Origin of the sequence: Curtobacterium sp. 179-B 9B NHS, from assembly GCF_045370965.1 — a bacterium.
Taxonomy (GTDB): Bacteria; Actinomycetota; Actinomycetes; order Actinomycetales; family Microbacteriaceae; genus Curtobacterium.
Map to the genome: position 1 here is coordinate 202,074 of NZ_JBIQDQ010000001.1, position 26,706 is coordinate 228,779.

The 26,706-nt window shown below is 72.9% G+C and carries 25 protein-coding genes; 12 read left to right on the plus strand and 13 right to left on the minus strand.

Features of this window, described 5'->3' with window-relative positions:
• Positions 1–220 precede the first annotated feature (220 nt).
• The gene (locus ACH0A8_RS00915; RefSeq protein ID WP_406906146.1) at positions 221–2,581 is read right to left on the minus strand and encodes an Ig-like domain-containing protein; all 2,361 of its coding nucleotides are present in this window, start codon (positions 2,579–2,581) and stop codon (positions 221–223) included.
• A 237-nt stretch (positions 2,582–2,818) separates the two neighbouring features.
• On the opposite strand from ACH0A8_RS00915, the gene ACH0A8_RS00920 reads away from it, so the two are divergent.
• Together ACH0A8_RS00920 and ACH0A8_RS00925 are read left to right on the plus strand one after the other, a co-directional pair.
• Positions 2,819–3,400 (plus strand): LemA family protein, encoded by a 582-nt coding sequence (locus ACH0A8_RS00920; RefSeq protein ID WP_066652615.1) that lies wholly within the window; start codon positions 2,819–2,821, stop codon positions 3,398–3,400.
• A 23-nt stretch (positions 3,401–3,423) separates the two neighbouring features.
• A complete protein-coding gene (locus ACH0A8_RS00925) occupies positions 3,424–4,326 on the plus strand; it encodes a M48 family metalloprotease (protein ID WP_251159906.1) in 903 nt (300 codons plus the stop codon).
• A gap of 304 nt (positions 4,327–4,630) precedes the next feature.
• Here ACH0A8_RS00925 and ACH0A8_RS00930 read toward each other — a convergent pair whose 3' ends face one another.
• Positions 4,631–5,893, minus strand: a complete 1,263-nt coding sequence (locus tag ACH0A8_RS00930) for a winged helix-turn-helix domain-containing protein (protein WP_406906149.1) — start codon at positions 5,891–5,893, stop codon at positions 4,631–4,633.
• Positions 5,894–5,986: 93 nt separating this feature from the next.
• Between ACH0A8_RS00930 and ACH0A8_RS00935 the strand changes: the two genes are divergently transcribed.
• Positions 5,987–7,225, plus strand: a complete 1,239-nt coding sequence (locus ACH0A8_RS00935; protein WP_066652641.1) for an AI-2E family transporter — start codon at positions 5,987–5,989, stop codon at positions 7,223–7,225.
• Between the two features lie 65 nt (positions 7,226–7,290).
• Positions 7,291–8,550: a threonine ammonia-lyase gene (ilvA, locus tag ACH0A8_RS00940; protein WP_251159904.1), complete on the plus strand. Its 1,260-nt coding sequence runs from the start codon at positions 7,291–7,293 to the stop codon at positions 8,548–8,550.
• A 343-nt stretch (positions 8,551–8,893) separates the two neighbouring features.
• On the opposite strand, the gene greA is transcribed toward ilvA, so the two are convergent.
• Together greA and ACH0A8_RS00950 are read right to left on the minus strand one after the other, a co-directional pair.
• Entirely contained in the window at positions 8,894–9,382 is a 489-nt protein-coding gene (greA, locus tag ACH0A8_RS00945) for a transcription elongation factor GreA (RefSeq protein WP_066652650.1), read from the minus strand.
• Between the two features lie 67 nt (positions 9,383–9,449).
• Entirely contained in the window at positions 9,450–9,893 is a 444-nt protein-coding gene (locus ACH0A8_RS00950) for a DUF4307 domain-containing protein (protein WP_406906255.1), read from the minus strand.
• 121 nt (positions 9,894–10,014) lie between these two features.
• Between ACH0A8_RS00950 and mca the strand changes: the two genes are divergently transcribed.
• Together mca and ACH0A8_RS00960 are read left to right on the plus strand one after the other, a co-directional pair.
• Positions 10,015–10,905, plus strand: a complete 891-nt coding sequence (gene mca / locus ACH0A8_RS00955; protein ID WP_209683737.1) for a mycothiol conjugate amidase Mca — start codon at positions 10,015–10,017, stop codon at positions 10,903–10,905.
• Positions 10,902–11,195 carry a hypothetical protein gene (locus ACH0A8_RS00960; RefSeq protein ID WP_406906152.1) on the plus strand — a complete coding sequence of 98 codons (294 nt, stop codon included), beginning with the start codon at positions 10,902–10,904 and terminating at the stop codon, positions 11,193–11,195. The genes mca and ACH0A8_RS00960 overlap by 4 nt, the downstream gene beginning before the upstream one ends.
• A gap of 159 nt (positions 11,196–11,354) precedes the next feature.
• Here the strand turns inward: ACH0A8_RS00960 and ACH0A8_RS00965 are convergent, their stop codons facing one another.
• Positions 11,355–12,053 carry a hemolysin III family protein gene (locus tag ACH0A8_RS00965; protein ID WP_209683735.1) on the minus strand — a complete coding sequence of 233 codons (699 nt, stop codon included), beginning with the start codon at positions 12,051–12,053 and terminating at the stop codon, positions 11,355–11,357.
• A gap of 86 nt (positions 12,054–12,139) precedes the next feature.
• Here ACH0A8_RS00965 and ACH0A8_RS00970 point away from each other — a divergent pair, with 86 nt between their 5' ends.
• The 3 genes from ACH0A8_RS00970 (at position 12,140) to ACH0A8_RS00980 (ending at position 15,877) form a co-directional block, all read left to right on the plus strand.
• The gene (locus ACH0A8_RS00970; protein WP_235426501.1) at positions 12,140–12,925 is read left to right on the plus strand and encodes an isoprenyl transferase; all 786 of its coding nucleotides are present in this window, start codon (positions 12,140–12,142) and stop codon (positions 12,923–12,925) included.
• 112 nt (positions 12,926–13,037) lie between these two features.
• Positions 13,038–14,147, plus strand: coding sequence for an aminotransferase class V-fold PLP-dependent enzyme (locus ACH0A8_RS00975; RefSeq protein WP_066652665.1), 1,110 nt, complete (start codon positions 13,038–13,040; stop codon positions 14,145–14,147).
• Between the two features lie 368 nt (positions 14,148–14,515).
• On the plus strand, positions 14,516–15,877 hold the full coding sequence (locus ACH0A8_RS00980; protein WP_209683731.1) for a PhoH family protein: 1,362 nt from the start codon (positions 14,516–14,518) through the stop codon (positions 15,875–15,877).
• 164 nt (positions 15,878–16,041) lie between these two features.
• Here ACH0A8_RS00980 and ACH0A8_RS00985 read toward each other — a convergent pair whose 3' ends face one another.
• The 5 genes from ACH0A8_RS00985 to xseA form a co-directional block, all read right to left on the minus strand.
• On the minus strand, positions 16,042–17,415 hold the full coding sequence (locus ACH0A8_RS00985) for an aspartate ammonia-lyase (RefSeq protein WP_209684433.1): 1,374 nt from the start codon (positions 17,413–17,415) through the stop codon (positions 16,042–16,044).
• Between the two features lie 164 nt (positions 17,416–17,579).
• Complete coding sequence (locus ACH0A8_RS00990; RefSeq protein WP_066652668.1) at positions 17,580–18,194, minus strand: carbonic anhydrase; 615 nt, start codon at positions 18,192–18,194, stop codon at positions 17,580–17,582.
• A gap of 35 nt (positions 18,195–18,229) precedes the next feature.
• Positions 18,230–18,865: a DUF4245 domain-containing protein gene (locus ACH0A8_RS00995; protein ID WP_066652670.1), complete on the minus strand. Its 636-nt coding sequence runs from the start codon at positions 18,863–18,865 to the stop codon at positions 18,230–18,232.
• Positions 18,862–19,134, minus strand: coding sequence for an exodeoxyribonuclease VII small subunit (locus ACH0A8_RS01000; RefSeq protein WP_066652672.1), 273 nt, complete (start codon positions 19,132–19,134; stop codon positions 18,862–18,864). Before ACH0A8_RS01000 ends, ACH0A8_RS00995 begins: the two co-directional genes overlap by 4 nt.
• Before the next feature lie 64 nt (positions 19,135–19,198).
• Entirely contained in the window at positions 19,199–20,440 is a 1,242-nt protein-coding gene (gene xseA / locus ACH0A8_RS01005; RefSeq protein ID WP_066652675.1) for an exodeoxyribonuclease VII large subunit, read from the minus strand.
• A gap of 137 nt (positions 20,441–20,577) precedes the next feature.
• Between xseA and ACH0A8_RS01010 the strand changes: the two genes are divergently transcribed.
• Together ACH0A8_RS01010 and ACH0A8_RS01015 are read left to right on the plus strand one after the other, a co-directional pair.
• Positions 20,578–21,642: a 4-hydroxy-3-methylbut-2-enyl diphosphate reductase gene (locus ACH0A8_RS01010; RefSeq protein ID WP_081984691.1), complete on the plus strand. Its 1,065-nt coding sequence runs from the start codon at positions 20,578–20,580 to the stop codon at positions 21,640–21,642.
• Complete coding sequence (locus ACH0A8_RS01015) at positions 21,639–22,397, plus strand: DUF6264 family protein (RefSeq protein ID WP_251154685.1); 759 nt, start codon at positions 21,639–21,641, stop codon at positions 22,395–22,397. The genes ACH0A8_RS01010 and ACH0A8_RS01015 overlap by 4 nt, the downstream gene beginning before the upstream one ends.
• Positions 22,398–22,436: 39 nt before the next feature.
• Here the strand turns inward: ACH0A8_RS01015 and ACH0A8_RS01020 are convergent, their stop codons facing one another.
• Positions 22,437–23,006: a TetR family transcriptional regulator gene (locus ACH0A8_RS01020; RefSeq protein WP_311205967.1), complete on the minus strand. Its 570-nt coding sequence runs from the start codon at positions 23,004–23,006 to the stop codon at positions 22,437–22,439.
• 85 nt (positions 23,007–23,091) lie between these two features.
• On the opposite strand from ACH0A8_RS01020, the gene ACH0A8_RS01025 reads away from it, so the two are divergent.
• The gene (locus ACH0A8_RS01025; protein ID WP_251154686.1) at positions 23,092–24,213 is read left to right on the plus strand and encodes a zinc-binding alcohol dehydrogenase family protein; all 1,122 of its coding nucleotides are present in this window, start codon (positions 23,092–23,094) and stop codon (positions 24,211–24,213) included.
• A gap of 46 nt (positions 24,214–24,259) precedes the next feature.
• Here ACH0A8_RS01025 and ACH0A8_RS01030 read toward each other — a convergent pair whose 3' ends face one another.
• Both ACH0A8_RS01030 and fbaA read right to left on the minus strand, forming a co-directional pair.
• Positions 24,260–25,519, minus strand: coding sequence for a M18 family aminopeptidase (locus ACH0A8_RS01030; protein ID WP_406906161.1), 1,260 nt, complete (start codon positions 25,517–25,519; stop codon positions 24,260–24,262).
• A gap of 94 nt (positions 25,520–25,613) precedes the next feature.
• Positions 25,614–26,642 (minus strand): class II fructose-bisphosphate aldolase, encoded by a 1,029-nt coding sequence (gene fbaA, locus ACH0A8_RS01035; protein WP_066652690.1) that lies wholly within the window; start codon positions 26,640–26,642, stop codon positions 25,614–25,616.
• Positions 26,643–26,706 lie beyond the last annotated feature (64 nt).

Below are 26,706 nucleotides of genomic sequence, written 5' to 3' on the forward strand. Positions count from 1 at the left end.
TGGCGGGCCGGGAGGGGCGTGGGTGGCGAGCCCGGCGTCTCCCGTCCGGTGGGTGGCGGGCCGGGAGGGGCGTGGCGGGCGGGCGCGGCGCCTCCTGTCCGGTGGGTGGCGGGCCGGGAGGGGCGTGGCGGGCGGGCGCGGCGTCTCCCGTCCGGTGGGTGGCGGGCCGGGAGGGGCGTGGCGGGCGAGCCCGGCGCCTCCCGTCCCGTGGACGGACCGGTCAGCGGTGCTGTGCGGCGGTGCGCGAGCCGCGCAACCAGACCCAGCAGCAGACGACGGCGGCGGCGCACAGGGCGGAAGCCACCGCGGTCTCGGTCGGTGAGGGGACAGCGGGAGCACCCGCGCCCGCCGTCACCGCCGCCAGCGCGACCCCAGCGGCGGTGAGGCCGACCCAGCGCGCACGCGCCCCGGCGACGAGCACCGCACCCGTCGACCCGGGCAACGGCAGCAGCGACACGACGAGTGCCCCGACCGCGCCGACGCAGAGCGTGGTGGCGAACTCGGCCGTCAGCGTCGTCCAGAAGCCCGACCCGTGCACCAGCGAGTGCAGGACCCAGCCGACGGTGGCGACGCCGAGCAGCGCGGCCGAGCGGGCCGTGGCGCTCCGGACCCCGCGGGCGAGGCTCGAGCCCAGTCGCAGGGCGGCGGTGTCGGCGCCGGGGCGTCCGACGGGGACGAGGACGGCCCCGACGACCAGGGCGGGGGAGAGGTCGGTGACGCGGGTCAGGGCGCAGCCCAGCACGGCGGCGAGCACGAGCCAGGGGGAGACGCGGAAACCGACGGCGGCGCGGTCCTTGCCGGCCGCCCAGCGGGTGGCCAGGACGACGACCCCGGTGGTGACCGCCGAACCGAGCAGCACCGCGAGCGCGAGCCGGACGTAGCGGGCCTCGAGCGCGACGCCGACACCGAGGAGCGTCGTGACGACCACGATCCCGACGCCGACGGCCGTCGCGGCCCAGGTGGGCAGGACCTCGTCCCCGAGTCGTCGCTCCGTGCGCGAGCGGTTGCGGCCGAGCAGCGCGGCGAACGGGTTGCGCAGGCGACCCCGGGCCGCGGCGCCGACCACCGCGAGCGGCACGGCGACGAGCACGAGGAACCCGGCGGCGACGCCGGTGGCGAGCAGGACGGTGCCCCACGAGAACGAGGCCTGGATCGTCGGGACGCCGCGGTCGTAGGCGGTGTCGGCGGTCCAGTCGCCCGCGGGGCCGGACCAGTCGGGCACCCCGCTGGTGCTGCTCCCGGCGCCTGCCGTGCCGCTGCCCCCGGCCGTCCCGGTCGACCCGCCGCCGCTCGTGCCGGTGTCGGTCGGGGTCCCGGTGCCGTCCGTCGCACCGGACGTGTGGTCCGGCGTCGTCCCCGGCGTGCCGGACGACGACGTCTGCCCGCCCGGGGCCCCGGAGGCACTCGCGCTCGGCCCGGCGCTCGGCGCTGCGGTCGCGTCGCTCAGCACGACGCGGACCCCAGACGACGACGGTGAGGAGTTGCCCGCGGCGTCCTGCTGCATCGCGCTCAGCACCCGGGTCCCGGCGGGTGCGGTCGCGCCCGTCGTCGTGCACGCCCACCGGCCGTCGGCACCGACGTCGGAGCGGCACACCGGCGAGCGGTCGACGTACACGGTGAGGACGGCGCCGGGCTCACCGGTGCCGCGCACGGTGAGCGGCTGGGAGCGGACGCGCTCGTCGGACTCCGGCGTGGTGACGACCGGTGCTGCCGGGGCGGTCCGGTCCACGACCACCGTCCGCGGGGCCGAGGGGGCGCTCCGCAGGTCCGAGCGGAAGCCGTTCGCGGTGCTCGCGGTCTGCGCCGCGGAGACCGTGATGCGCCCGTCGCGCGCGCTGCCGGGCAGCGCGACGGTCCAGCGACCGCCGGCGTCCACCCGCGCGGTGCGGTCGGTCGGGGTGCCGGAGACCGACACGGCGACGGTCGCTCCGGGCAGGCCGGTGCCGGACACGGGACCCGAGGTGGGACCGTCGGTCGTGACGGCCGGCGGGACGACGACGTCCGAGGCCGGAGCGCGGGACGACCCGAGCGCGGCGTCGGTCTCGTCGGCGACCGTGAAGACCTGCTGCGGGCCCGAGCGGACGGTGGCGATGCACGACCAGGACCCGTCGGTCGCCACGGTCGTCGTGCAGCCGCTCGAGCCCGTGGCCGCCGGTCCGGTGACGCGCAGCCGGTGCCCGGGGGTCCCGGCGCCGTGCAGCCGGACGGTGGCGGTCGTGACGTCGCCGGGGTCGGCGATGCTCGGGCGGACGGCGGGGCGGTCCGTCGGCGAGGGTGCCGGGGAACCGGTGTCCGGTGGCAGGGTGCCGAACTGGGGGAAGGGCGTCGGGGAGGCGGTCCGGGCCGCGTCGTCGTCCTGCTGCGGCACGGTGTCGGTGGTGGAAGTCGTGGTCGTGGTCGCGGACGTCGTCGCGGGCGCGGCTGCGGCGGGCTGTGCGCCGAGCAGGACCGTCCCGGTGGCGAGCACCGTCACCAGCGCCGCGGCCAGCAGCCCGACGCGCGATCGGGGTCGACCCACGGGACCGCCGCCCCCGACGGTCCCCTCCTGCACGTTGTCCCCGAGCCTGTCCACCGTCTCCATCACACGCGATCATCGGGCTCGGGTCAATCCACCACCCGGATGATGTGTCCCGGGACCGATCCCCGGCTGGGGGTCCCCGGACGGTGGGTGTGCGCCACTCGGGAATCCCCCGTGAACCAGACTGCGCGAACGGGTCGTGCCGGTGCGCCTCGGTACACTCGTGGACGGTCGTCCCACGGCCACGCACCGGCCGCGGTCCCACTGCGCCGGACCCGAAGCGCAAAGGAGTACGCCCAGATGGACACCGGACTCGTCACGACGCTGATCGTCGTCGGAGTGGTGGTGGTCCTGCTCGTCGTGGTCGGGATCTACCTCTGGGTGACCTACAACTCGCTCGTCACGCTGAAGCTGCGCGTGGACGAGGCGTGGAGCGACATCACGGTGCAGCTGAAGCGCCGCGCGGACCTCATCCCCACCATCGTCGAGACGGTGAAGGGGTACGCAGCGCACGAGAAGTCCGTGTTCGAGTCGGTGACGCGCGCCCGCGCCGAGACCCTCGGCGCATCGGACGCCTCGAGCGCCTCGGTGGCCGAGGGGCACATGCAGAAAGCCCTGAAGGGTGTGTTCGCCGTCGCGGAGGGCTACCCCCAGCTGCAGTCGAGCCAGAACTTCCTGCAGCTGCAGTCGGAACTCGTCGACACCGAGGACAAGATCCAGTCCGCCCGGCGCTTCTACAACGGTGGCGTGCGCGAGCTGAACACGAAGATCCGGGTCTTCCCCAACTCGACCTTCGCGAAGAGCAAGGGCTTCAGCGAGGCGACGTTCTTCGAGACGGCCGAGCCCGCGGCGATCGCCGAACCGCCGCGCGTCCAGTTCTGACGCCGACCGGGGCGGCCTGACCCGTGTACAGCGCCATCGCGCGGAACAAGCGCAACACCGTCGTCATCATCCTGGTCTTCCTGCTCATCGTCGGGGCGCTCGGGTTCCTGGGCGGCTACCTCGCGGGCAACGTCTCCGTGGGCGTCATCGTGCTGCTCGTCGCGCTCGGGTACGCGGTGCTCCAGTACTTCCTGGCCGGGCGGCAGGCGACGGCCATCGCCGGCGGCGTCGAGATCGACCGGAACACGGAGCCGCGGCTCTGGCGGACGGTCGAGAACCTGGCGATCACGAACGGCATGCCGATGCCGCGGGTGTTCGTCATCGAGGATCCGGCACCGAACGCCTTCGCCACCGGACGGGACCCGGAGCACGCGATCGTCGCGGCGACGACCGGGTTGCTCGCGATCATGGACGACAGCGAGCTGCAGGGCGTCATGGCCCACGAGCTCGGTCACGTCAAGAACTACGACATCCGCGTCTCGACCATGGTGTTCGGCCTGGTCGTCGCGGTCGGGTTCCTGGCGGACGTGCTCCTGCGCATCTCGATCTTCAGCGGGCTGAGCGGGCGCGGGCGGAACAGCGACTCCGGGGGTGGAGGTGGCAACCCGATCGTCCTCGTCGCGGGGATCGTGGCCGTGCTCGTCGCCCCGATCGCGGCCGCGGCGGTGCAGGCGGCCGTCTCGCGGCAGCGGGAGTACCTCGCCGACGCCACGGGTGCGATGACCACGCGGTACCCCGAGGGACTCGCCCGTGCGCTGGAGAAGCTCCAGGCGTACGGCCGACCGACCCGGTCGCAGAACTCCTCGATGGCGCACCTGTGGATCGCGGACCCGATGCGACCGGGCGTGATGGACCGGTTGTTCTCCACGCACCCGCCGCTGCCCGACCGGGTCGCGCGACTCCGGGGGAGCCTCGACCGGTTCTGACGGGCGCTGCCGCCGTCGCCGCCGTCGCTGCGATGCCGGCGCCGAGACGCCGGTGTCCACACGAGACGGACCCGTGCCGGCGAGACGCCCTCGGAATCCGCGGCGCCTCGACGACGATGCGGCGTCTCGACGACGCTGCGGCGTCTCGACGACGTAGCGGCGTCTCGGCGACGACGCGGCGTCGCCACGACGCGGCGGCGTTCCGCGGGCCGTGCACGACCGGCGCGACGCAGCGGCGGGTGACGGGGCCACGACCCGAGCCGGACGGGCGGGGCGGACGGGCGCCGTGCCTCCCGGCCGCTGGTCACACGACCGTGTCGTCCTCGGGAGCCGGAGCATCGGCGTCGTCCGCCGCCTCGTGCGGGACGAGCGCGACCCCGAGCGCCGCGGCCACCGCACCCGCGGCGGTGCCGCGATCGGTGACCTCGACGCCGTCGAGGCCCTGCCACGCCGCCGCCCGCCGCAGCGTCTCGGCGAGGCGCTCCGCGTCGAGGTGCTCGCCGGGCTCCTGCCAGGCCGTCCGCACCCGGAGCACGCCGCGCTGCCGATCGCTCTTCAGGTCGACGCGTCCGGTCAGCCGGTCGTCCTGCAGGACGGGCAGCACGTAGTAGCCGAACACACGCTTCGGTGCCGGCGTGTAGATCTCGATGCGGTAGTGGAAGTCGTACATGCGTTCCGCCCGACGCCGGAACCACACGACGGGGTCGAACGGGCTGAGCACCGCGTCGGCGGCGACGTGCCGTGGGACCCTGGCGTCGACGTGCAGCCAGGCACGGTCCCGCCAGCCCGCCACCCGGACCGGTACGAGTTCGCCGCGCTCCTCGAGCTCCGTGATCGCGGCGGCGGTGTCGTCCGCACGCAGGCGGAAGTAGTCGGCGAGGTCCGCGCGGGTCCCGACGCCGGATGCGCGCGCGGCACGCCGGACCAGCTCCGTGACCGCCGTGTGGCGGTCGGGCGCGGCCTCGAGCGTCCCCACCGGCAGCACCTGGTCGGGCAGGGCGTAGACACGCTCGAACCCGGCGCGTCCGGCGCTCACGACCTCGCCCCAGCGGAACATCTGCTCGAGCCCCGCCTTCACGTCGCTCCACCCCCACCACGGCCCGCGTCGGACGTTCGCCTCGTGCTCGACCGCGCTGGCGGGCAGGGGCCCCTCGGCGGCGAGCAGTGCGCGGAGCTCCCGGCGGACGCTCGCGGTCCGTTCCACGCCGGCGATCCGGTTCGGTCGGGCGTCGCGTTCGCGGTACGCGTCCATCCGCCACCGGAAGAGCGGGAGGTCCGTCCGCGGCAGGAACGCCGCCTCGTGCGCCCAGTACTCCGCGTAGGGGCCGGAGCGCCGCATGGTGAGCCGGTCCAACGTGTCCCGGTCGTAGGGACCGAGGCGGGCGAAGAGGGGCAGGTAGTGGCTGCGTTCGAAGACGTTGACCGAGTCGATCTGCAGCAACCCGAGCCGGCCGATCGTGCTGGTCAGGGTGCGGGTGCCCACCGCGTCGCGCGGGGGTGCGCCGAAGCCCTGGGCCGCCAGCGTGACGCGGCGGGCCTCGGCGGCGGAGAGCGTGGACCGGACCATGGCACGACGCTACCGATCGACGCCGACACCGGGGTCGGGCCGACGTATGCCGCATCTGGAACACACACCGGCACGCGTCGGTACACTCACCGCATGGCCTGGGGAAAGAAGACGCATCCGGATCCCGTCGTCGAGCAGGTCGTGCCGACGGGCATGCGGATCGCGGGCGCGTGGTCGTGGCGCGTGCTCGTGGTCGTCGGTGTGGTCGCGGTCTTCATCTACCTCGTGACGTTGTTCAGCGAGGTGCTCATCCCGTTCCTCATCGGGATCGTCGTCGCCGCCCTGCTCGTGCCGCTGTCGAACTGGATGCAGCGCCACCACGTGCCGAAGTGGATCGCCGTCGTGGTCAGCCTCGTCGGGGGCCTCGCGGCCGTCGGCGGACTCATCTGGCTCGTCGTCGACCAGATCGCGGCGGCCTACCCCTCGCTCCGCGACCGGACGCTCTCGCAGTACGACAACATCCGCGAGTTCGTCCTCAGCTCCGGTCTGGGCATCAGCCAGTCCGACCTCAACAACTACCTCAACCAGGCGACCGACTGGCTGTCGAGCAACTCCGGCTCGATCCTGTCCGGGGTCGCGAGCGCGGGATCGTCGCTGACGCACCTGCTCACCGGCTTGTTCGTGGTCATCTTCACGGTGATCTTCCTGCTCATCGACGGCAAGAACGTGTGGCGCTGGACCGTCCGGCTGTTCCCGAAGAACGCCCGCGCCGCGATCGACGGCGCCGGGGTCGCCGGGTGGACCACCCTGACGAGCTTCATCCGCGTGCAGATCTTCGTCGCGTTCGTCGACGCCGTCGGCATCGGCATCGGTGCCGCCGCGCTGCAGCTGCCGCTCGTCATCCCGATCGCCGTGTTCGTGTTCCTCGGCGCGTTCATCCCGGTCGTCGGCGCCATCGTCACGGGCTTCCTCGCCGTCTTCATCGCCCTGATCTTCAACGGCTGGGTCGCGGCGCTCGTCATGCTCGGCGTGATCCTCGTCGTGCAGCAGGTCGAGGGGCACATCCTGCAGCCGCTCGTCATGGGCAGCGCGGTCAAGGTGCACCCGCTCGCCGTCGTCCTCGGCGTCACCGCGGCGTCCGGGCTGGCCGGCATCGCCGGAGCCTTCTTCGCGGTGCCGCTGATCGCGACCGTGAACTCGATGGTGACGACGATCGCGAGCGGCCGGTGGAAGGGGCTCGACTCCGACCACGTGCTCGAGGCGAAGCAGCGCGACCACCACGCGAGCGTCGAGGCGAAGAAGCGCCGTCGCTGGCGGAAGCGCCACCCCGACGGCGTCCCGGCCCCGGGCAGCGACGAACAGCCCACCGCCGCGAAGGGGACCGCGGGCTGAGCGGGCGTTCACCGACGGACCGTCACGAGTTCGCCGTGACGGCTCCGACGGACGATGATGGGTCCGTGACCGACACCTCCGCGCCCCAGCAGCAGACCGACGCGTTCCCGACGCTGGCGGACATCGAGGCCGCTCGGCAGACCATCGCGGGCGTCGCACGCGTCACGCCGATGGAGACGTCGCAGTTCCTCGCCGAGCTGCTCGGCTCGCCGGTGCACCTGAAGTGCGAGAACCTGCAGCGCACGGGCGCGTACAAGGTGCGCGGTGCCTACAACCGACTCGCCGCCCTCAGCACCGAGCAGCGAGCGGCGGGCGTCGTCGCCGCGAGCGCCGGCAACCACGCGCAGGGAGTCGCCCTCGCCGCTCGTGAGCTCGGCATCCCGGCCACGATCTTCACCCCGGTGGGCGTCGCGCTGCCGAAGCTCCAGGCGACGCGGCACTACGGCGCCGAGGTCGTGCTGCGGGGTCACTCGGTGGAGGAAGCGCTGAGCGCCGCGAAGGACTTCGCCGCCCACACCGGTGCGGTGTTCATCCCGCCCTTCGACCACCCGGACGTCATCGCGGGCCAGGGCACGCTGGGCCTCGAGATCATCGACCAGGTGCCCGACGTCGACACGGTGGTCGTGCCGATCGGTGGCGGCGGGGTCATCTCCGGCATCGCGCTCGCGGTGAAGGGCATGTCCGAGCGCCTCGGTCGTCCGATCCGGGTGATCGGCGTGCAGGCGGAGAACGCCGCGGCGTACCCGTCGTCGATCACCGCGGGAGCACCGGTGACGATCACGACGAAGCCGACGATCTCGGACGGCATCGCGGTCGCCCGACCGGGCGACCTGAACTTCCCGATCATCCGCGACCTGGTCGACGAGATCGTGACCGTCTCGGACGACGACACCGCCCGTGCCCTGCTGGTGCTGCTCGAGCGCGCCAAGCTCGTGGTCGAGGCCGCCGGCGCCGTCGGCGTCGCGGCGATCATGTCGGGCGCCGTCCGCGACACCGGCCGCACCGTCGTGCTGCTGAGCGGTGGGAACATCGACCCGCTCATGATGGAGCGGATCATCACCCGCGGTCTCGTCGCGGCGTCGCGCTACATCGGCATCCGGATCATGCTGCCCGACCGCCCCGGGCAGCTCGCCCGCGTCGCCCAGGTCATCTCGGACGCCGGCGCCAACGTGGTCGAGGTACTGCACACCCGGCACGGGCAGGGCCTGGTGATCAACGAGGTGGCCCTGGACCTGTCGATCGAGGCACGCGGTCCCGAGCACGCGCAGGAGGTCATCCAGCGCCTGCACGAGGTCGGCTTCCGCCCGGAGCTGCTCGAGAACTGACCCCGCCGCGCTGGCTGCACGCGTCGGTGTCAGCGGTGCGCACGGGACGGCCGCGCAGGCCTCAGGGTCGCGTGAGCGACACCGCGGACGGCCGGGAGGCGCGTGGAGCTCCCGTCATGACCCTCACGGTGATCCTGCCCTCGCTCCGCGACGTGGTCGCGCACTGACCGGCGCCGAGAGCCCAGTCGGCCCCTGCACAACGAAGAGCAGCTCGCGCCACGTGGTTCCGTGGTGCGAGCTGCTCCTCGTTGTGCACTGGCACGTCGCGCCGCCTGCTGGCCCGCCGCGCGCTCTGCGCCGCCCGCCCCGGCCGTCGCGCCGGGCGCACTGCGGCGCCGGGCGCCTACGGCTCGTAGCGCTCGACCTTCGTCACCTTGGCGCTGATCTCCTTGCCGTTCGGCGCGGTGTAGGTCGTCTCGTCGCCCGCGCGCAGCCCGAGGATCGCGGCACCGACCGGGCTCACCGGGCTGTACACGGTCAGGTCGGACCCCTCGGCCACGATCTCGCGGTTGCCCACGAGGAAGGTCGACTCGTCGCCGGCGATGACCGCCGTGACGACGGTGCCCGGCTCGACGGTGCCGTCGAAGTCGGCCTCGCCCACGGTGGCGTGCTTGAGCAGCTCGGTGAGCTGCCGGATGCGGGCCTCGATCTTGCCCTGCTCGTCCTTCGCGGCGTGGTAGCCGCCGTTCTCCTTGAGGTCGCCCTCTTCACGCGCCGCCTCGATGCGGTCCGCGATCTCCTTGCGGGCCGGGCCCGACAGCTGTTCGAGCTCGGCCGTGAGACGGTCGTGCGCCTCCTGGGTCAGCCAGGTGGTCTGCGTGTCGTTGCTCATCGGTCTCCCTTTCGACAAAGGACGAGACCGGCCGGTGTGGCCGGTCTCGTCCGCGAATCAGTCGAGTCTAGGGAACCCAGCAGTCGTGGATCAAGCCGGTCACGCCGCGGGTCGTGGTGTTCACCTCGGTCGAGATCGAGCGGGTGCGCTGCTCGGATGCCGGCAGCGTCACCTCCTTCCACCCGACGATCGAGTACGACTTGTCGAGCACCTGCACGGCGCACCGGACCTCGGTGCCCGGGTCGGCCGACACCTGTGAGTGCACGACGGTGCGGTGGTCGGAGACGACGGTGTACCCGAGCTCGGTGTTGTCGAGCCCGTGTGACTCCTGGTCGAGGCCGGCCCAGACCACCCACGCGACGAACACGAGCACGACGGCGATCGCCGCGAGGACCCCGAACAGCTTCCCGCGGCGCCGACGATCCGGCGTGCGCCCGTACCGGTCGTCCAGCGACGCGGTGGTGGCCGTGGCCGACGCAGCGGTGGGGGTGGGGTGCAGCGGTTCGGACAGTTCGGGGCTCCTGGGGTGATTATCCTGGTCCCAGGGTAGTTCACGCCCCGCTGTGCGCTGCCCCCACGCCCGGGTCGATCCGTGCGCGTCCCGCCCGCTCCGTCACCCGTGAGGATCCTCCGTGCCGTACCGCCTGCTGGCCGTCCACGCCCACCCCGACGACGAGTCGAGCAAGGGTGCCGCGACGGCCGCGAAGTACGTCGCCGAGGGGCACCAGGTGCTGGTCGTCTCCTGCACCGGCGGCGAGGCCGGGGACATCCTCAACGACCAGCTCGGTGAGCCGGCGACGAGCCGCGCCCACCGCGACATGGCGGGCTACCGGCGCACCGAGATGGCGGCTGCGCAGGCAGCGCTCGGCATCGACCACGTCTGGCTCGGCTACCACGACTCCGGGCTGCCGGACGCCGAGAAGGGCGAGACGGTCCGTCCGGGCACGTTCTCGACGGTGCCCCTCGAGTACTCGACCGAGGCACTCGTCCGCGTCGTCCGCCGCTTCCGTCCGCACGTGCTCGTCACCTACGACGAGAACGGCGGCTACCCGCACCCCGACCACATCCGCACGCACGAGGTCTCGGTCGCCGCCTGGCGCGCCGCCGCCGACCCCGCGGAGTACCCGGACGCCGGGGAGCCGTGGTCGATCAGCAAGCTCTACTACGAGCGCACCATGAACCCGCGCCGCTTCCGCACGATCTACGAGGCACTGCGCGAGCGCGACCCGGACAGCGCTGCCGTCGAGCAGCTGCGCGAGTGGGTGGAGCGGTTCGCCGACCGGCCGGACCTGGCGACGACCCACGTCGACGTCCGCGACCACTTCGACGCCCGCGACGCCGCCCTGCACGCGCACGCCAGCCAGGTGCCGCCGGACAGCGTCTTCTTCTCGTGGCCGAACGACCTCCTCGCGACGGTGTGGCCCACCGAGGACTACCAGCTCGTCGAGGCCCGCGTGCCCACCGACCTGCCGGAGTCCGACCTGTTCGCGGGGCTCCCTGACGACGAGGACACCACCGCGTGAGCACCATCCTGACGGCCACCGCCGCCGCCCCCAGCCCGAGCCCGTCGGTCGTGCCCGACGTCGACGTCACCCCCGGGGTCGCCGGCTTCGTCGCGATCGCGGTCGTCGCGGTCGTCACGATCCTGCTCGTGGTCGACATGACCCGCCGGATCCGTCGGACCCGCTACCGCGCGGAGATCCGCCAGCGGCTCGAGTCCGACGCGGGCGACGGCACGACGACGGACGAGCCGGTGCGTCGCGCCGACGAGGACGGCCGGACCGACGTGGGCGACGACACCGAACGCGGCTGAGCCCGCGACGTCGGCAGCGGCGACACCAGCAGCGGCGACGTCGGCAGCAGCGACGTCCCCAGCAGACGGACGAGAGGCCCGTGGCGAGCGTGCCACGGGCCTCCCGTCCGTCGTCCGGTCGCCCCTGCCGGCCGGTGCCGCGGTCCGCAGCGGCTGCGGTCAGCGCACCGGGTCGAGGGCCACGATGAGCACGCCGACCCACTGCGCGGCGAACGCGACGACGGTCAGTGCGTGGAAGACCTCGTGGAAGCCGAACACGGTCGGGGCGGGGTCGGGGCGCTTGAAGCCGTAGACCAGGGCGCCGATGACGTACGCCAGGCCGCCGGAGAGCACGAGGACCGTCATCGGGACGCTCGCGGCGAAGAACTGCGGGAGCAGACCGAGCGCGGCGCACCCGAGCACGAGGTAGATCGGCACGTACAGCCAGCGCGGGGCGCCGATCCACAGGACGCGGAAGGCGATGCCCAGCGCGGCTCCGGACCACATCACCCAGAGCACGACCACCATGAGCGTGTGCGGCAGCGCGCAGATCGCGATCGGCGTGTAGGTGCCGGCGATGAGCAGCAGGATGTTCGTGTGGTCGATCCGCTTGAGGACCTTCTTCACCGTCGGGCCCCACGGGAAGCGGTGGTAGGTCGCGGAGACGCCGAACATGAGCAGCGACGTCGCCATGAACACGGCGCTGCCGGCCTTCGCGGCCCCGCTGTCGGCCAGCGAGATGAGCACGATGCCCATCGCGATGGCGAACGGGAACGTGCCGAGGTGGATCCAGCCGCGCCAGGCGGGACGCGGCGGCTCGGTGGTGTCCGCTTCCTCGGTGAACGGGACGTGGGGGAGCGTGGCGGTCTCGTCCTGCATGGGGCGACAGTAGGGCCCCCGGCCGAACGGCAGCAGGGAATGCACAGCCCCGCACGACCGACGCCACGGTGCACTACAGTCGTGGCGTGACCGGCAGGGTGGGATGGGCAGGGCGCGGCGTCCTCTACCGTGCCTACCAGCGTCGTATCCGCCGCCAGATCGACGGCCAGGCGATGCCGAAGCACGTCGCCATGATCGTCGACGGCAACCGTCGCTGGGCCAAGCAGCTCGGCCTCGAGTCGGCCGCCCACGGGCACCGTGCCGGCGCCGCCAAGATCCCCGAGTTCCTCGACTGGTGCGACGAGCTCGGCATCGAGGTGGTCACGCTCTACCTGCTGTCCGCCGACAACCTGACGGGTCGGGGTGGCGAGGAGCTCGAGCAGCTCGTCGGCATCATCGGCGACCTGGCCGGGACGCTCGCCGTGCACCGCGACTGGCGCGTGCAGCACGTCGGGTCCGACGAGGGGCTGCCCGCGGGTCTCCTCGGGGCGCTCGCCGACGCCGAGGCCCGGAGCGCAGCCCACACCGGCCTGCACGTGAACCTCGCGGTGGGCTACGGCGGACGCCGGGAGATCGCCGACGCCATGCGGAGCATCGTCCGGGCGCACGGCGAGGGCGGCGGCACGCTCGACACCCTGGCCGAGGTGCTGACGCCCGAGCTCATCGGCGACCACCTGTACACGCAGGGCCAGCCCGATCCCGACCTGGTGATCCGCACCTCGGGTGAGCAGCGGTTGTCGGACTTCATGCTGTGGCAGAGCGCGCACAGCGAGTTCTACTTCGTCGAGGCCCTCTACCCGGACCTGCGCGAGGTCGACTTCCTGCGGGCCGTGCGCGACTTCGGTCTGCGCTCCCGTCGTTTCGGCGGCTGATCGCGGGAGGCTCCCGACGGCGGCGGCGAGTGCGTCGGGCGGCTCAGGTTCGCGCGGCCTCCGTGCGTCCCAGTAGACTCACAGGGTTTTCGTCCCACGGAAGGTTGCCCCTGTGAACATCGCCGAGTACGCGGCCGGCTTCGACGAGGAGCCCGGCTACCTCGACCACGCCGCCTTCGGGCCGGTGCAGACCGCCGTGCTCGAGGAGCAGCGGGTGCTCGGGACGATCCAGGAGCGCATGCGCTTCGGCGCCGTGGAGACCCTCGACGAGCAGGACGCCCGGGTGCGCACCGTCGCTGCCCGGCTCGTCGGCCGTCGCGAGGACCAGGTGGTCTCGCAGACCGCCACGACGCCGGGGCTGCTGCACACCGCGTTCGGCCTGACCGGCGGTGTCCTGGTGGCCGCCGACGAGTACCCGTCGCTGCCGCTCGCACTGGCGAGTGCCGCCTCGGCGACGGGCGGCCGCGTGCAGCCCGTCGTCGTCGAGTCCGGTGCCGGCTGGATGACCCCGACGCTGGTCCGGGAGCGCCTGACCGACGACGTCGCCGCCGTCGCCGTGTCGCTCGTCGACTGGCAGACCGGGTACCTCGCCGACCTCGCTGCGATCCGGGAGGTCATCGGGGACCGCCTGCTCATCGTCGACGCGATCCAGGGCTTCGGCGTCGTCGACGCCCCGTACGAGGTCGCCGACGTCGTCGCCACCGGCGGGCAGAAGTGGCTGCACGCCGGGTGGGGCACGGGCTTCCTCGCGTTCAGCGACCGGGCCCTGAACCGCCTGCGCCCGGCGCTGTCCGGGCCGCACGGCACGACCGGTTGGCCGACCGAGGTCCCCTCGGTGAAGCCGGGCGCCGCGGGGTACCAGATGACGCGCGTCGACCCGGTCGCCCAGGCCCGGATGGCGGTGTCCCTCGAGCGGCTGGTCTCCGTCGGGGTCGGAGCCGTGCAGGAGCGCGTGGCCGACCGGGTCGAGCGGGTGCTCGACATCGCCGACGAGTTCGGCCTGTCGGTCGAGTCCAGCCGTGACCCGCGCGAGCGTGCCGGCATCGTCGTGCTGCGTCCGCCGCAGGGTCGGCTCACGGCGCTGTCCGCGGCGCTGCACAACCACGGGGTCACGGCGACGACGCGGCTCGGGGTCGCGCGGGTGTCGGTGTTCGCGTCCACCACGGACGCGACGCTCGACATGTTCCGCGACGCGTGCCTGTCCTACGCCACGATGCAGTAGCGCGCCCGCCGGCCGCCCGCCGGCCCGCCGGCCTGGCCGCGGTCCGCGAGACTCGGCCGGGCGGACGTGTTCGCGCCTGCCAGCCCGCGAATCCGTCCGCGTCCGTGAGTCTCGCCGCTGCGCGCCTGCGCCCGAGGCGGCCGGGAGGCCCGTGGCGGGCCCGCCCCGTGCCTCCCGGCCGTCGTGGTGCGCGTTCACGTGACCGTAACCTCCGGGTCCGCGTGTCGCGGTCCGGCTGTCGGGGGCCGGTCGTAGCTTGGCCCCACCGGGCACGGTGCCCGGTCGGAGCGGCCAGGCAACGGTGCTTCGGGACCGCTCTCCGGCCGCGTCGAGGACAGTGACCGGGCCGAGCGCGGCCCGGGGATGGAGTGGTCGTGACCTCTCGCAACGTCGCTCGCGAACCCGCCCAGCGGTCCACCGCGGACTCGTCCACGTCGGTCGCTCAACGCACGTACGTGCTCGACACGTCGGTGCTCCTCAGCGATCCGCGGGCGCTGTTCCGCTTCGCCGAGCACGCCGTGGTGCTGCCCGTGGTCGTCGTCAGCGAGCTCGAGTCCAAGCGTGACGACCCGGAGATCGGGTACTTCGCGCGCCAGGCCCTGCGGCTGCTCGACGAACTGCGGGTCGAGCACGAGCGACTCGACTTCCCGGTCGCACTCGACGACGGCGGTTCCTTCCGCGTCGAGCTGAACCACTCCGAGCAGTCCGTGCTCCCGTCCGGGCTCCGGCTCGGGGACAACGACTCGCGGATCCTCGCGGTCGCGTCGAACCTGGCGAACGACGGGCTGGACGTCGTCGTCGTGTCGAAGGACCTGCCGCTCCGCGTGAAGGCGTCGTCGATCGGCATGGCCGCCGAGGAGTACCGCGCCGAGCTCGCCGTCGACTCCGGCTACACGGGCATCACCGACCTGCAGGTCTCCGGCGAGCAGATGAGCGACCTGTACGAGCACGAGGAGATCCGGTCCTCGCGGCTCGACGGCGTCCCGGTGAACACCGGCGTCGTCATCCACTCGGAGCGCGGGTCGGCCCTCGGCCGCGTGCACGAGGCCGGCGCGGTGTCGCTCGTCCGCGGCGACCGCGAGGTCTTCGGGCTGCGCGGGCGCTCCGCCGAGCAGCGGCTCGCGATCGACGCCCTGCTCGACCCGGAGATCGGCATCGTCTCGCTCGGGGGATCGGCCGGCACCGGCAAGTCGGCGCTCGCGCTCTGCGCCGGGCTCGAGGCGGTGCTCGAACGACAGCAGCACAAGAAGATCATGGTGTTCCGGCCGCTCTACGCCGTGGGCGGGCAGGAGCTCGGGTACCTGCCCGGCGACGCCTCCGAGAAGATGAACCCCTGGGCGCAGGCCGTGTTCGACACCCTCGGCGCGCTGGTGTCCGACAACGTCCTCGACGAGGTCGTCGAGCGCGGGATGCTCGAGGTGCTGCCGCTCACGCACATCCGCGGGCGGTCCCTGCACGACGCGTTCGTCATCGTGGACGAGGCGCAGTCGCTCGAGCGGAACGTCCTGCTGACCATGCTGTCGCGCATCGGGCAGAACTCGCGTGTGGTGCTGACGCACGACGTCGCCCAGCGGGACAACCTGCGGGTCGGCCGGCACGACGGTGTCGCGAGCGTGATCGAGCGCCTGAAGGGGCACCCGCTGTTCGCGCACGTGACGCTGACCCGCTCCGAGCGGTCGGCGATCGCGGCGCTCGTGACGGAGCTGCTCGACTCGCCCGACCTCGGGTAGCGCGGCTGGTCGGCCGCCGGCGGGACTCGCCTGGGCGGACACGTTCGCGGTCACAGGACTGCGAACGTGTCCGCAGGCGCGAGTCTCGGGGGCGACCCGACGACGGACGGGAGGCACGGTGCCAGCCGGCACCGTGCCTCCCGTCCGTCAGTGGGTCCCGTGGGTCAGTTCGGGTGCGTCATCGACAGCACGTCCAGCGCGCTGTCGAGCTGCTCCTCGGTGACCTCGCCGCGCTCGACGTGCCCCAGGGCGACGACCGCCTCGCGCACGGTGATGCCCTCGGCGACGGCGTACTTGGCGACCTTGGCCGCGGCCTCGTACCCGATGACGCGGTTGAGCGGCGTGACGATCGACGGGGACGACTCGGCGAACGCGCGGGCGCGCTCGAGGTTCGCCTGCAGCCCGTCGATGGTCTTGTCGGCGAGCACCCGCGAGCTGTTCGCGAGCAGGCGGATCGACTCGAGCAGGGCCGTGCCCATCACCGGGATCGCGACGTTGAGCTCGAAGGCACCCGAGGCGCCGGCCCAGGCGACCGTCGCGTCGTTGCCGATGACGCGTGCAGCGACCATCAGGGTGGCCTCGGGGATGACCGGGTTCACCTTGCCGGGCATGATCGACGAGCCGGGCTGCAGGTCCGGGATGTGCAGCTCGCCGAGGCCCGTGTTCGGACCCGAGCCCATCCAGCGCAGGTCGTTGTTGATCTTCGTCAGGCTGACCGCGATGACCTTGAGCGCACCCGACGCCTCGACCAGTGCGTCCCGGGCACCCTGTGCCTCGAAGTGGTCGAGCGCCTCGGTGATCGGCAGGCCGGTGTCCGAGGCCAGACGGGCGATGACCTGCTGCGGGAAGCCCTTCGGCGTGTTGATGCCGGTGCCCACCGCGGTGCCGCCGAGCGGGACCTCGGCGACGCGGGGGAGCGTGGCCTGCACGCGCTCGATGCCGAGCCGGACCTGGCGGGCGTAGCCGCCGAACTCCTGCCCGAGAGTGACCGGGGTGGCGTCCATCAGGTGGGTGCGTCCGGACTTCACGGCGTCGGCCCAGAGCGTCGCCTTGGCCTCGAGCGACTCCGCCAGGTGCTCGAGCGCGGGGACGAGCGTGCGGATGAGGGCCTCGGTCACGGCGACGTGCACGGAGGTCGGGAAGACGTCGTTCGACGACTGGGACGCGTTGACGTGGTCGTTCGGGTGGACGTCCGTGCCGGCGATGCGGGTCGCCAGGGTCGCGAGGACCTCGTTCATGTTCATGTTCGACGAGGTGCCGCTGCCCGTCTGGTAGACGTCCACCGGGAACTGGTCGTGGTGCTCGCCGCCGATGATCGCGTCGGCCGCCCGTGCGATCGCGTCGGCCACGGTCGGGTCGACGATGCCGAGGGACCCGTTGACGACCGCTGCGGCGCGCTTGATCCGGGCGAGGGCGACGATCTGTGCCGGCTCGAGTCCGCTGCCCGAGATCGGGAAGTTCTCGACCGCGCGCTGCGTCTGGGCGCGGTAGAGGGCATCCACCGGGACCCGGACCTCGCCCATCGTGTCGTGCTCGATGCGGAAGCCGTCACCGCCCGTCGCGGTCCGGTCGGTCGCGGTCTGGTCGGGCTCGCTGGTGTGGGTCACGTCGTCGTGGTCCTTCCTGTGGTGCACGGCCGGAGCGGTCGCCCCGGTGTCTTCGGCGGCCCGGTGGTCTCCGGGCGTCGCGTCGTGGCGGCCGGTCAGGCCTGGCCCACGACGGTGTCGATGGTGACCTCGCCCGTGGAGAGGTCGTAGGTCGCCCCGACGACGGCCAACCTACCGTCGGCGACCGCGTCGGAGACGACACCGGACCGCTCGATCACCTGGCGGAGCGTGGCCTCGAGGTGCGCGGCACCGACGGCCTCCTGCGGGAGCTCGGCGTCGGTCGCGCGGACCCGCTCGACGCTCGGCGCGATCGCGTCGACGAGCGACTGCAGGTGCGGCGCGGGCACGGGCTCGCCCGAGCGCGCCGCGGCGACGGCTCCGCACGCGGTGTGGCGGAGGACGACGACGAGCGGGGTGCCGAGGGCGACGACCGCGAACTCGATGGAGCCGAGCACGACGTCGTCGACGATCTGACCGGCGTTGCGGATCGCGAACAGGTCACCGATGCCCGCGTCGAAGACGTGCTCGAACGGCACGCGTGAGTCGGAGCAGCCGAGCACGGTCGCGAAGGGCGCCTGCGAGCCCGTGAGCTCGCCACGGCGGTCCGGGTCGATCCGGCCGGTGCGGCGCTTGTCGGCGGCGAAGCGGGCGTTGCCCTCGACGAGCAGGCGGAGGGCGTCGGACGGGGTGGAGGCGGCGCGGTCGGGCATGGTCTTCCTCGTGCTTCGGGTTCGGTCGGGCGGGGTCAGTTCGCGAGCTGCTCGGTGACGGCCTTCGCGACGGTCGTGAACGACGAGTCGTCGGCCGTGCCGGACAGGACGATGGTGTCGCGGCCGAAGGTGTGCACGAGCGAGTACGCGTGGTTCCCGGCGTCCTTGCCCTCGTCACGACGGTCGTACACGGTCCACTTCGTGCCGTCGATGGTGCGGTCACCGGTGGCGGGCTCCTGGTCGAGCTGGTTGGCCACCCACGACGCGTTCGCATCGATGCCCTGCTGGAGGCCGATGTACTGGCGGTCCGGGGTGACGAGGCCGACCGTCCAGACCCGCACGCCGTCCGACGTCTTGTCCTGGAAGTCGGCGCGGTTCGAGGTGAAACCGTCGGGCAGGTCCGGTGCCGCGAGCGTCACGCCGGGCACGTCGGCACCGGCGGCGACCTGCTGGTAGTCCACGGACCGGTCGACGGTCTGGTCCGGTCGCACGACCACGGCGACCAGGAAGAGCACGATGCCGAGCGATGCGATGAGCGCCAGCACGAGGTTGAATGCGGTCTGGTGCTCGCGGCGGGAGCGTCGCGCGGCGTCCTTCCGGGCCCAGGTCTCCTCCGGGGTCTCCGGGCGGCCGAGCTCGGCGACGATCGGGCGTCCGTCGGGGTCGGTCACCGTGCTGCTCCGTCCGGGTCGCCTGCGGTGTCCGCGGTGCCGTCACCGGCAGACGCGGCACGGGCGGCGTCCAGCCGGGCGCGCGCGCCGACGAGCCACTCCTCGCACCGGGCCGCGAGGGCTTCGCCACGCTCCCAGAGCGCGAGCGAACGCTCGAGCGTCGCGGACCCCTGCTCCAGCTCACCGACGACGCGCACGAGTTCGTCGCGCGCCGCCTCGTAGCTCAGCGACTGCACGTCGGACGGCACGGGTTCCTGCTGGGATGACACACCCCGATCCTACCGAGCACCCTCCGTCGGCGGTGCACCGCCGACGGAGCCCGTGGAGACCGGGCTACGCCCCGGAACCGTCCGGCCCCGGTCCCTCCGGCTCGAGTGTCCCCGTCGCCGTGCCCGCGCCGAGGGTGACGTGGACCGGCGTCGCACCATCGAGGTCCTCGGTACCGCGCACGACCCCGCCGTCACTCCGCTGCACGATGGCGTAGCCGCGGCGCAGGGTGTCGCGCGGCGAGAGCGCGCGCAGCCGCCCGGTCAGGTGCCCGACGTCGCTGTGCGAGCGCTCGAGGCGTCGGTCGAGCAGCTCACGGGCACGGGACAGGTCGCGTGCGACCTCCTCGGCCCGGGTGTCGACGAGCCAGGCGGTCGACGCCAGCGCCGGGCGCGACCGGAGGGCGGCGATCCGGTCGGCCTCGACCGACAGGGTGTGCGAGAGCCGCAGCCCGAGCCGGGCCCGGGCCTGGCGGACGTTCGCGAGCTCCTCGGCCACGTCGGGCACCACGCGCTTCGCGGCGTCCGTGGGGGTGGAGGCGCGCAGGTCGGCGACCTCGTCGAGGATCGGGCGGTCCGCCTCGTGCCCGATGGCGGAGACGATGGGAGTGGTGGCGGCAGCGGCGGTCCGGACGAGTCCCTCGTCGCTGAAGCCGAGCAGGTTCTGGAAGTCGCCGCCACCCCGGGCGACGATGATGACGTCGACGGTCGGGTCGGCGTCGAGCTCGACGATCGCGGCCGTGACCTCGCCCACGGCCCGCTCGCCCTGCACCGCCGTGTGCACCGTGCGGAACTCGACCTGCGGCCAGCGGAGCTGCGCGTTCCGCTTGACGTCCTTCTCGGCGTCGGAGTCCTTGCCGGTGATCAGGCCGATCCGGTGCGGCAGGAACGGCAGACGCTTCTTGCGGGACGGGTCGAACAGGCCCTCCGCCGCCAGGGTGCGCCGGAGCCGTTCGAGCCGCTCGAGCAGGTCACCGAGGCCGACGTGCTTCATCTCGACCACCTGCATGGTGAGCGAGCCGCCCTTGACCCAGTAGTTCGGCTTCACCGCGGCGACGACGCGGGCGCCCTGCCCCAGGTCCGCGGGCACCCGGGAACGCACGCTCGACCAGATCGAGAAGGACACGGTCGCGTCGACCTCGACGTCCTTGAGCTTGCCGTAGACGTTGCCGCCGGCGACGTTCCACTGCGTGATCTCGCCCTCGACCCAGGCGGTGCCGAGTCGGTCGATCCAGTCGCGGAGCTTCGCCCCGAGCAGGGCGACGGGCCACGGGTTGTCGGCCGTCGGCGGGCCCTGTTCGATCGCCATACCCACCATCGTGCCGCATCCCGGCGACAGCGCCGGCCCGCGGCGCCGCACGCCGGTGCTCCACCACGTCGTCACGGCCCGGCTCGGCCCCGGACGCACCCAGGCCCCGCGCGTGCCCGGCACCTATCATCGGGGACGTGACGATCACCAACGGCCGCACGGTCCCACTCGCCCCGCCGCGGGTGCACGCAGCGCGTGGTCGGCTGCGGGACGAGCCGGTCGCCGGCACGAAGAAGGTCCTGCTCGCCGCGCCCCGCGGGTACTGCGCGGGTGTCGACCGTGCCGTGGTCGCCGTCGAGAAGGCGCTCGAGCAGTACGGCGAGCCGGTCTACGTGCGGAAGCAGATCGTCCACAACGTCCACGTCGTCTCCACGCTCGAGCAGCGCGGCGCGGTGTTCGTCGACGACGTCGCCGAGGTCCCGCGCGGCGCACACGTCGTCTTCAGTGCGCACGGCGTCGCACCCGCCGTCGTGGCCGGTGCCGCAGAACGCGACCTGCACGCGATCGACGCGACCTGCCCCCTCGTCACCAAGGTCCACCGCGAGGCCACCCGCTTCGCGAAGGCGGACCGCACGATCGTCCTGATCGGCCACGCCGGTCACGAGGAGGTCGAGGGCACCATGGGCCACGCGCCCGAGCGCACGATCCTGGTCAACGGACCCGAGGACGTCGCCGCGCTCGAGGTGCCCGACCCCGACAACCTCGTCTGGCTGTCGCAGACCACCCTGAGCGTCGACGAGACGATGGAGACCGTCCGCCTGCTCCGTGAGCGGTTCCCGTCCATCGAGAACCCGCCGTCGGACGACATCTGCTACGCCACGCAGAACCGCCAGGTCGCGGTGAAGAAGGTGGCGCCCGACGCCGACCTCGTCATCGTCGTCGGTTCGGCGAACTCCTCGAACAGCGTGCGCCTCGTCGACGTCGCCCTCGAGTACGGTGCGGCGTCCGCCCACCGGGTCGACTACGCCGAGGAGATCCGCCAGGACTGGCTCGACGGTGTCCGCACGGTGGGTGTGACCAGCGGTGCCTCGGTGCCCGAGGAACTCGTCACGGAGGTGCTCGAGCAGCTCGCGGACGCCGGCTACGGCACCGTGGAAGAGGTCGTGACGGCGCACGAGGACCTCATGTTCTCGCTCCCCAAGGAGCTCCGCACGGACGCCGCGGGCAACCCCACCCGCGCCCTCGGCGGGCGTCGCTCGTGAGCGGCCTCCGCGGCGACTGGTCGTCGGCACCGGCCCGTGAACCGGGGCACGTGGACGAGACCGCCCTCGGCCTGGAGGCCCGTCCCGCCTCCGCCGCACCGGCCTCCGGTCGACGGGACGGCCGGGTCCACGGCACGCCCGCTCCCGAGTACGGCGAGTACGCGCCGGAGGGCTGGGTGAACCCGGTCCTGGTCGAGCAGGAACGGCGCGACCGGCAGCGGCGCGAGGCCGACGACCGTGCCCGCGCGGCACCCCAGGGGCCGACCGACCGTGGCACGGCACGCACGACCCGTCCGACGGACCGCCGCACTTCCGGTGGCACCGGCGCCGGGCCGTCGCGGGGTGCCGCGGCCGGTCAGGAGCGGCCGACGCTCTCGAGCCGCTTCGGGGCGTCGCAGTTCGACTTCGTGGTGACGGTCGCCCTGTTGGCGTTCGGTCTGCTGTCGGTCGTGCAGTCGCTCGCCGTGAGCGACGTCGCCTCCGCCGTGCGCAGGGCGTTCGAACAGCAGGGCCTGGAGCTCTCCGACCCCACGGCGCTGTCGACCGCCGCTGCCGTCGGAGCCATCGGCAACGTGGTCGTGTTCGCCCTCGTCGCGTGGTGGTCCCTGCGTCGGCTGGCCGCTCGGAGGTGGACGTTCTGGGTCCCGCTGCTCGGCGGGGCCGTGGCGTCGCTCGTCAGCCTGGTCGCCTTCGCCGTGGTGATGTTCCAGGACCCGGGCTTCGTGCAGGTGCTGATGCAGCAGTCCGGGGCCTGACCCTCGGGCCCTCGCTGTCGTGTGCGGGCCGTGCGCTCGTCAGCGACCGGTGTCGAGCAGTCCGGTGACCCGGTCGACCGTGGCGTCGATGTGGTCCTGCAGCGGTGTGCCGTCCGCGTCCTCGAGCCACGTCTCGAGCGCGGTCTGCAGGACGAGGACCGTGAGCCCGGCGACGGAGCGGGCGGTCCGGTCGTCCTCGCCGCGGCGACGGAAGCCGTCCCGGACCGCCGCCCGCAGGTCCTCCTGCTTCCGCAGGTCCCGCTCCCGCAGGTCGGGCTCCTCGCTGATGATCCGTCGTGCGGCGAGCACCTGGTCGCGGCGGGGGTCGAACCGCTCGGCCGCGAGCCGCCGGAGCCCGTCGAGGACCACGCGCATCGGTGCCTCCTCGGCCGGCGCGGTCTCGATCATCCGGGTCGCGATCGCGGGGATCTCGTCATCGCCGAAGAAGACCTCGCGCTTGTCGCTGAAGTGGCGGAAGAACGTGCGCCGGGTGACGCCCGCCCGCGCGACGATGTCGGGGACCGTCGTCGCATGGAAGCCGCGTTCCGCGAAGAGCTCCATCGCGGCCGTCCGCAGTCGCTCACGGGTGTCCGGTGCCCATCTCGCCATGGGGACACCCTAGTGATGACACTCGGTGCCGAGGGCGGGTAGAGTGACGACACCAGGTGTCATCGCTCGTGACGAAAGGCCCGCCGTGCCCGACAACTCCGCCGCTCTGCTCCGTGAACCCCGGGGCGCACTCGTCGTCGACCGGGTACCGGTCCCCGTCCCCGCCGAGGACGAGGTGGTCGTGCGCGTCCGCGCCGCTGCCGTCAACCCCGTGGACTGGGTGATCCAGGGCACGGGGCCGGTGACCTACCGCTGGCTCCGGACGCCGGCGGTGCTCGGCTCGGACGTCGCCGGCGAGGTCGTCGCCGTCGGCTCCGGCGTCACCCGCTTCGCGGTCGGCGACCGCGTCGTCGGACTCGCGACCGGGACCGACCGTGGCCGCGACCCGGTGCACGAGGGCGCGTTCCAGGAACACACCGCGCTGCTCGAACGCCTGACCGCCGCGGTGCCGGACGACGTGCCCCTCGAACAGGCCGCGGTCCTGCCGCTCGGGGCCTCGACCGCCGCCTGCGCGCTGTTCCAGCCGAAGCACCTCGGGCTCCCGCTCCCCGGGGCCGCCGACGCTCCGTCGGACCGCTCCGGCGTCGTCGTGGTCTGGGGTGGTTCGACGAGCGTCGGGATGAACGCGGTGCAGCTCGCCCGTGCCGCCGGGTACGCGGTCGTGAGCACCGCGTCGCCCCGGAACGCCGCGACCGTCCGGTCGCTCGGGGCCGACGTCGTCGTCGACCACGGTTCGCCGACGGCGGTGGACGACCTCGTCGCCGGCGTCGCCGGACGCCCCGTCGTCGGTGCCGTCGCGCTCGGGACGACCTCGACGGCCGCGTGCATCGAGGTGCTCCGCCGGACGGGTGGCACCGCGCTGGCGATGGCGAGCACGCCGGTCTCCCTCGACCGGATCGCCGGCCGTCGGCGACTCTTCCCGGCGATGCTCCCGGTGTTCACCCGCCTCGGACTCGCCACGCTGGCGCTCACGCTGCGTGCCCGTCGTGCGGGGATCCGGGCCGCGTTCGTGTGGGGGAGCAGCCTGCGCGACGACGACCTGGGCGCGGAGCTGTGGGGCCGGGTCCTGCCCGAGGGGCTCGCCGACGGCTCGATCCGACCGATGCCGGAGCCGCTCGTCGTCGGGCACGGGCCGGGCGCGGTGCAGGGCGCGATCGACCGGCAGCGCGCAGGGGTGTCCGCGCGCAAGGTGGTCGTGACGCTCTGACCAGCGGGCCAGCCGGCGCTGTCCGGCCGGGCAGGCCGTGACCCGCCTACCCGGCGAGGAAGGCGGCGACGGCGCCGTGCAGTGCCGCGAGGTCGTCCACGTGCACGAGCTCACGGACCGAGTGCATCGACAGCAGGCCGACGCCGATGTCGATCGTCGGGATGCCGAGCCGCGTCGCCGCGATCGGGCCGATGGTCGAGCCACCGGGGATGGTGTTCACGTTGACGAAGGGCTGCCAGGAGACGCCGGCGGCATCACAGGCGGTCGCCCACACGGCCTCGCCCTTCGCCTCGGTCATGTAACGCTGGTTCGCGCTGATCTTCAGGAGCGGGCCCGCTCCCGGACGCGGACGGTTCGTCGGGTCGTGCTTCTCCGGCTGGTTCGGGTGGACGAGGTGTCCGGCGTCGCTCGACAGGAGCCAGGACGCCCGGAACGCCCGGGCGGCCTCGGAGCGGGTGGCACCGAGCCCCTCCTGCACACGGCCGAGCACGTCCTCGAGGAACGGGCCACCGGCACCGGACGGAGTCGAGGAACCGATCTCCTCGTGGTCGAACGCCGCGAACACCGGGATGTGGTCGCCGTCGGTCCGCGAATCGACGACCCCGCGGAGCCCGGCGTGCACGCTCGTCAGGTTGTCCATGCGGCCGGACGCGAGGAACTCCCGATCGATGCCGATGCGCGCCGGGGGCTGCGTGTCCGCGAGGAAGAGGTCCCACGAGACCGCGTCCTCCCCGAGCCGGCCGCGCAGCCACCCGAGCACGTCGGTGCCACCGGTGGTGCCGTCCGTGCCGACGACCGGCAGGGTGTGGCGCTGCCGGTCGATCTCCTTGCCGTCGTTCACCCCGCGGTCGAGGTGGATCGCGAGGTTCGGGATCCGCGCGACCGCGTCTGTCGACACGAGCCGCACCGATCCGTCGGCGTCGACCACACGTCCGGCGATGCGGAGGTCGCGGTCGAACCAGGTCGACAGGAGCGCGCCGCCGTAGACCTCGACGTTGAGCTGCTCCCACCCGCCCACGCGCACGGCGGGGTTCGGCTTGATGCGGAAGCCGGGGGAGTCGGTGTGGGCACCGAGGATCCGGAAGGGGGTGGTGGGCGTCGCCGACTCCGGCAGACGCCAGGCGATGACCGCGCCGTCGCGGACGACGACGTAGGCGCCCGCCTCGGTCGGCCAGGCGTCGAGTTCCGACAGCTCGGTGAACCCCGCTGCGACGAGCTGGTCCCGCGCGACCGCGGCCGCGTGGAACGCGGTGGGGGACTCGGTGACGTACTGGGCGAACGAGGAGGCGATGGCGTCGGAGGTCACCCGCCCATCGTGGCACGGGCGGTGGCGGTGACCGGACGCGGAACGGGGCGCGTCCTTGCGGACGCGCCCCGTTCCTCCCGGCTGGTGGTGCCGATCAGCCCTTGCTGTTGCCGGCCGAGCCGAGGACCTTCGCCGCCTCGACGACGCGGGCCGCCATGGCGGTCTCGGCGACCTTGCCCCAGGCACGCGGGTCGTACTGCTTCTTGTTGCCGACCTCGCCGTCGATCTTCAGCACGCCCTCGTAGTTCCGGAACATCGAGTCGGCGATCGAGCGCGTGAACGCGTACTGCGTGTCCGTGTCGATGTTCATCTTGATGACACCGTTGCGCACGGCCTCGTGGATCTCGTCGTCGGTCGAGCCGGAGCCGCCGTGGAAGACGAGGTCGAGCGGGTTCTCACCGGTGCCGTGCTTCTGCGCGACCGAGGCCTGGATCTCGCCGAGGAGCTCCGGGCGCAGCTTGACGTTGCCCGGCTTGTAGACGCCGTGCACGTTGCCGAACGTGAGCGCGGCGATCCAGCGACCCCGGTCGCCGAGCCCGAGCGCGTCGACGACCTTCTCGACGTCGTTCGGGGTCGTGTAGAGCGCGTCGTTGGTGCCCTCGTGCTGGACGCCGTCCTCTTCTCCGCCGACGACGCCGATCTCGACCTCGAGGATCGCGTTGATGTTGCGCGTCTTCTCGATCATCGTGCGGGCGATCTCGATGTTCTCGTCGAGCGGCACGGCCGACCCGTCCCACATGTGCGACTGGAAGATCGGGTTGCGGCCCTGGCGGACCTCCTCCTCGCTCGCGGCGATGAGGGGCATGACGAAGCCGTCGAGGGCGTCCTTCGGGCAGTGGTCCGTGTGCAGCGCGACCGTGACGTCGTAGTTCTTCGCGACCTCGTGGGCGAAGCGGGCCATCGCGAGGGCGCCGGCGGCGCGGTTCTTCACGGTGTGCCCGGCGAAGTAGTCGGCGCCACCGGTCGTGACCTGGAGGATGCCGTCCGAGCCGGCCTCCTGCAGGCCCTGGAGGACCGCGTTGATCGTCTGGGAGGAGGACACGTTCACCGCGGGGTAGGCGAACTTGCCGGCCTTCGCTCGTTCGAGCATCTCGGCGTACTGTTCCGGCGTTGCGATGGGCACTGCGATCTCCTTCGACTGGTGGTTCCCCGCCGAGCCTAGTCAGGGCTCCTCAACGGGTTACAGC

Coding starts and splice junctions, on each gene's coding strand:
- ACH0A8_RS00930 (WP_406906149.1), bottom strand. CDS start 5,893: ATGGTCCGGTCCACGCTCTCCGCCGCCGAGGCCCGCCGCGTCACGCTG.
- ACH0A8_RS01020 (WP_311205967.1), bottom strand. CDS start 23,006: ATGGCGAGATGGGCACCGGACACCCGTGAGCGACTGCGGACGGCCGCG.
- greA (WP_066652650.1), bottom strand. CDS start 9,382: ATGAGCAACGACACGCAGACCACCTGGCTGACCCAGGAGGCGCACGAC.
- ACH0A8_RS00915 (WP_406906146.1), bottom strand. CDS start 2,581: ATGGAGACGGTGGACAGGCTCGGGGACAACGTGCAGGAGGGGACCGTC.
- ACH0A8_RS00965 (WP_209683735.1), bottom strand. CDS start 12,053: ATGCAGGACGAGACCGCCACGCTCCCCCACGTCCCGTTCACCGAGGAA.
- xseA (WP_066652675.1), bottom strand. CDS start 20,440: ATGGCGATCGAACAGGGCCCGCCGACGGCCGACAACCCGTGGCCCGTC.
- ACH0A8_RS00990 (WP_066652668.1), bottom strand. CDS start 18,194: ATGCCCGACCGCGCCGCCTCCACCCCGTCCGACGCCCTCCGCCTGCTC.
- ACH0A8_RS00935 (WP_066652641.1), top strand. CDS start 5,987: ATGGCCTGGGGAAAGAAGACGCATCCGGATCCCGTCGTCGAGCAGGTC.
- ACH0A8_RS00920 (WP_066652615.1), top strand. CDS start 2,819: ATGGACACCGGACTCGTCACGACGCTGATCGTCGTCGGAGTGGTGGTG.